Origin of the sequence: Christiangramia sp. (genome assembly GCF_029937855.1) — a bacterium.
In the GTDB taxonomy this organism is placed as follows: Bacteria; Bacteroidota; Bacteroidia; order Flavobacteriales; family Flavobacteriaceae; genus Christiangramia.
Genome location: NZ_JAPYPC010000061.1, coordinates 1 through 5490, shown reverse-complemented (window position 1 = coordinate 5490; position 5490 = coordinate 1). Strand labels below are relative to the sequence as shown.

4 protein-coding genes are annotated in these 5490 nt (G+C 39.6%); 3 read left to right on the top strand and 1 reads right to left on the bottom strand.

Features of this window, described 5'->3' with window-relative positions:
- The 3 genes from Q1K34_RS17735 to Q1K34_RS17725 form a co-directional block, all read left to right on the top strand.
- On the top strand, positions 1-722 hold a 722-nt coding region (locus Q1K34_RS17735), incomplete at its 5' end, for a vitamin K epoxide reductase family protein (protein WP_300442012.1).
- Positions 723-741: 19 nt separating this feature from the next.
- Entirely contained in the window at positions 742-2013 is a 1272-nt protein-coding gene (locus tag Q1K34_RS17730; protein ID WP_300442009.1) for a trehalase family glycosidase, read from the top strand.
- A 141-nt stretch (positions 2014-2154) separates the two neighbouring features.
- Positions 2155-4917 (top strand): heavy metal translocating P-type ATPase, encoded by a 2763-nt coding sequence (locus Q1K34_RS17725; RefSeq protein ID WP_300442006.1) that lies wholly within the window; start codon positions 2155-2157, stop codon positions 4915-4917.
- Positions 4918-5226: 309 nt separating this feature from the next.
- Here the strand turns inward: Q1K34_RS17725 and Q1K34_RS17720 are convergent, their stop codons facing one another.
- Complete coding sequence (locus tag Q1K34_RS17720) at positions 5227-5391, bottom strand: hypothetical protein (protein ID WP_300442003.1); 165 nt, start codon at positions 5389-5391, stop codon at positions 5227-5229.
- Positions 5392-5490: the final 99 nt, after the last annotated feature.

Here is a 5490-nt window from a genome sequence, read left to right as displayed (position 1 = left end):
TGATGGGCTGGATGGGAAGTCCTTCCAGATGGCGAACTATGCCATGGATGGTTACTTTTTTTGGAATTCTGGTAATTCCATTAGGTTTAGTACATATTTTCCTTGTTATCTCACAACCAATTGTAGTCGGGGAATGGTGTACGTTCTGTTTGCTGGCGGCGGCTATTATGCTGCCAATGATCCCACTGGAATTTGATGAGGTAATCGCTATGGGTCAACATATGGTTCAGGCAAAAAAGAGAGGAGATAATATGTGGAAAGTGTTCTGGAAAGGCGGAGAAGCTTTTGAAAAGAACACAGATGATCGTACTACTGCACTTATGGAGTTTCCCAACAAACCACTGGCCGTTTATAAATCTTCTATTTGGGGGATGAGTGTACCGTGGAGCCTTGCAGTTTCAACTCTTTTGGGTATTGCAGTAATGTTTGCACCGGCAGTATTTGGGGTAGAGATTCAAACCATGCCTTCTAACATTTTTCACCTTAGCGGTTCTCTTATTGTGGTTACTTCGGTAATATGCATGGGAGAGATTGTTCGTCGGGGAAGATATTTCAATATCCTGTTAGGTTTAGTGTTAGCAGTTGGTCCATGGCTTGTAAATGGCAGTACTTTAGGATTGCAAATTACAGGTTTGGTTGTAGGCTTATTGGTAGCAGGACTTTCGTTTCCACGAGGACCGAAGAAAGAAGAATATGGATTATGGGATAAATATGTAAAATAGGAACTTACTTCTATATCTAATGACAGACGAGGAACTGGTAAAAAAAGTTAGGGAAATTATATATGAGAATATGGAAATGGCTGAAGAGGATGATAGCCCTCGTTATCATTACACCCGGCCTGCTCCAAATAGATATCCCTACCAGTTCTTCTGGGATACCTGTTTTCATGTTTTTATCTTAGTCGCTATAGATGAAGTTGAAATGGCTAAGAAGCACATTTACAGCTTGCTGAAGCTTCAGGAGGAGGATGGTTTTATTGGGCATATGATCTATTGGGACCGGTTGAAACCTGGAAGGTGGGCAGATATTTTTCAGTCGAAATTCAGCTATAAAAACTTTTTTAATAGTCATATGAGTTCTCTTATCCAGCCACCACTTATAGCACAGGCAGTAAGCAGAATTTTTAATGCCTCGGGTGATCTGGAATTTTTGAAGGAAGTACTTCCGAAAATTAAAAGATATTATAACTGGCTGGCTGAAAATCGGGATTTTGATGGAGATAAGCTTCTAAGTATTATTTCTCCTTTTGAATCGGGTATGGACTGGAAACCCACTTATGATGTACCATTAAATTTTAATGAAGGGAAAGCTAATTTCACGCTCTATAGAAAAGTGATTTGGACTGATTTTTTAAATTTTTTACATAATTATGATCTGAAAAGAATTCATAAAAATGGGCATTTTTTAGTCAAAGACGCTGGATTTAATACGATATATGCCCAAAATCTAACTAGTTTAGGTGAATTATGCGAAAAAGTAGGGGATAGAGAGTTGCGTGTATTTTATAACCGAGCAGAGGAAGTTACAGGCAGTATAGTTAATGTTTTATATGATAAAGAAGATGCAGCTTTTTATGATGTATATGGTAAAGAAAATAAGAAAATAAAAGTTTTGACCCCTACTATCTTTTATCCCGTGGTGCTTTCTGGAATATCTGAAGAGGTTAAGAAACAGGTGATTGAAAAACATTTAGTGCAGGGTGACGAATTTAATTTAAGCTACCCCTTGCCTTCAGTAGCCAAAAATTCACCTGCATTTAATCCGAAAGAGTCTATTTATATATGGCGCGGACCTACCTGGATTGTTAATAATTGGTTTTTACACCAGTTTTTAAAAAATAATGGATACGAGGAATTTGCTGGAAAATTGACCTCCAGTATCAAAGAGCTTATTGAAAAAAGTGGTTTTAGAGAATACTACGATCCGTTCACAGGAGAAGGTTATGGAGCTCAGGATTTTACCTGGGCAGGACTTGTTATAGATATGATGAAAATTAAAAATACCAGATAATTTTATAAAAGAGAGTCTAAGGAGAAAGATTAGGATTGATTCTTAATCAGCATTTTATTAAAGGTATTTTCCAAAAAACTGCAGTTCCTTCGCTATTTTCTAACGTAATTTTAAAAATTATTTCAAATCGATTCTCAAAAGATGAAACATACCTATAAGATAACTGGAATGACCTGTAATGGCTGTCGCTCCCATGTTGAAGAAACTTTGAATAGGGTGGAAGGAGTGGAAAATGCTTCAGTCAACCTGGAAAGTGGTGAAGCAGAAATCAGCATGAAAGATCACATTGTAATTGAAAAATTTGAAGAAGCTCTTCGAAATGCTGGAGCGAATTATCATATCATGCTGCCTGAAAATTCGGAAAAAACTTCAGGAAAGCCAATGAAACACACTTATAAAATCACGGGAATGACTTGCAATGGTTGTCGCTCCCATGTGGAAGAAATTTTAAATAATGTGGAAGGGGTGATCAATGCTTCTGTAAATCTTGAGAAAGAGGAAGCAGAGATAAGTATGAAAGAACATATTAAAGTTGATGTTTTTGAAAAAGCCCTCCAGAAGAACGGGGGAAATTATCATATCATGCTCCCCGGGGAGGAACAAGCAAAACATAAGCATCAGTCAGAAGATAAAACACCAAAAGGTAAAGGAACCGGCACATGGTATTGTCCCATGCATTGCGAAGGAGAAAAAACTTATGATAGACCCGGTGACTGCCCGGTATGCGGAATGGACCTCGTGGAAGAAATAAGCTTAACTTCCCCCTCTGCTGGAGGGGGGCAGGGGGGAGGCTTCACCTGCCCTATGCATCCTGAAATAATAAAAGATGAACCAGGAGATTGTCCTATTTGTGGAATGGACCTGGTTCCCAAAGAACCGCAGAAGTCTGCTGAAGAAAAAGGTTATAAGGCACTTTTAAAGAAATTCTGGATCGCAGTAGCATTTACAATTCCTATTTTCCTTATAGCGATGTCTGAAATGATCCCGGATAATCCACTTTATGACCTGGCAGATATGAAGATTTGGAATTGGATTCAATTCGGACTTTCCCTGCCGGTGGTTTTCTATGCTACCTGGATGTTTTTTGAACGTGCTTACAGGTCCATTAAAACCTGGAATCTCAATATGTTTACGCTCATTGGAATAGGAGCCGGCGTAGCCTGGATATTTAGTGTGTTTGGCATGCTATTCCCCGATTTTTTTCCAGATCAGTTTAAGACTGAAATGGGAACCGTGCATGTATATTTTGAAGCAGCCACCGTGATACTCACTTTGGTTTTAATGGGACAGGTTCTGGAAGCACGAGCTCACAGCAGGACTAATTCGGCAATAAAAGAATTGCTAAAACTGGCACCGAACAAGGCTGTAAGAGTGGTTAATGGGGAAGAAGAAACAATTTCCGTCGATAAGATTCAGAAAGGAGATATTTTAAGGGTGAAGCCCGGGGATAAAATCCCGGTAGACGGCACCATCAAAAAAGGCAAGTCCAGTATCGACGAATCCATGATCACAGGTGAGCCTATTCCTGTAGATAAACAGGAAGGCGATAAGGTAAATTCTGGTACTATTAATGGTAATCAAAGTTTCACGATGACTGCTGAAAAAGTTGGAAATGAAACCCTGCTTGCGCAAATCATAAAAATGGTAAATGATGCCAGCAGGTCACGAGCGCCTATTCAAAAGCTGGCAGACAGGATTTCAGCCTATTTTGTACCTATCGTGGTAATAATATCTATAATAACCTTTGTCATATGGGCGATCTACGGCCCCGATCCGGCCTATGTTTATGCGCTGGTAAATGCTATCGCGGTATTGATCATTGCCTGTCCCTGTGCTTTAGGTCTGGCAACACCTATGTCTGTCATGGTGGGAGTTGGTAAAGGTGCAAAAAACGGGGTTTTGATCAAAAATGCCCGCGCGCTGGAAGAAATGAACAAGATAGATGTGCTTATAATAGACAAAACCGGAACTATCACCGAGGGTAAACCTTCCGTAGAAAAAGTTATTTCGGTTACATCAGAATATACAGAAAAAGAACTCACCCGCCTTATCGCTTCTGTAAATGCACAAAGTGAGCATCCGCTGGCTACTGCAACCGTTAATTATGCAAAAGCGGAAAATATCAATTATGGTGAAGCTTCAGAATTTAATTCGGTGACCGGCAAAGGGGTTACGGCCAATTTTGAGGGAAAACAGCTGGCGCTTGGAAATGAAAAATTAATGCAGGCTGAAAATGCTAAAATTTCAAAAGACCTAAATAATAAGGTCACTGCGGAACAGAAAAAAGGAAAGACCGTTTCTTACCTGGCGATAGATTCACAAATAGTTGGTTTTGTAACCATTTCAGATAAAATAAAAAGAACGAGCAGGGAAGCTTTATCCGAACTTCAAAAAGAAGGAATTAAGGTGGTCATGCTTACCGGAGATAACGAGAAAACAGCTTCGGCAGTGGCAAAGGAATTAAACCTGGCCGATTTTAAAGCCGGTATGGTTCCCCAGGATAAAATGGAGCAAGTAAAAAAACTCCAGGCGAAAGGTAAAAAAGTGGCCATGGCGGGTGATGGAATTAATGATGCGCCTGCACTGGCCCAGGCAGATATTGGAATTGCTATGGGTACAGGAACCGATGTAGCTATTGAAAGCGCTGAGGTTACCCTGGTAAAAGGAGATTTAAAAGGAGTGCTTAAGGCGGTTAAACTGAGCGAAAAGGTGATGCGAAATATTAAAGAAAATCTATTTTTTGCGCTTATTTATAATACAATAGGTGTGCCGATTGCTGCGGGTGTACTGTATCCCTTCTTCGGATTATTACTTTCTCCAATGATCGCTGCACTGGCCATGAGTTTTAGTTCAGTTTCCGTTATTGCTAATGCTTTAAGGCTGAAGAGTGCGAAACTGGATTAATGAAATTGCGGGCACCGCGAAGCAATCTCGGAAATACAGAGATTCTACTCTTCGCTGTCGCTGCGTTTTGCATGACATTTAAATTGAGAGATGCGGAAAGAAATTTGGCTTGACCAAACCAAATGTATTAAAAGGAATTAATGATTATGAATGAGGTTTTAAGCAAATGGGCAGAAGCGGCTTATACCACTTCCGGAATTTTCTGGGTGGCACATTGGCTTTTGCCTGTTATGTGAGGTTAGCCGGCGGCTTAACAGTGAAATTTTTTTTTGCAGTAATTAAAGTTCTTTCTTCAGAGATAAGTAGAAATCAAATCTTTTTTCCCCGCACGGGGTTTGTACGTCCTTTTCTTCTTTTTTCCTGAAGCTGTTCCCATTTTTTATATTGTTCTTCAGTTAGGATTTCTCGTAATTCTGCTTTTTGCTCTTCATTCATTTCCAGTCTATCGCTGTGCATTTCTTTTCTTTCTTCCATTTTTTCCTTACGCTTTTCCTGAAAATCCTTTATTGCTTCAATTCTTTCCTGTCTTCAGCGTTGCAACACCCTAGAAATTTTTCTCGATGATTCGATATA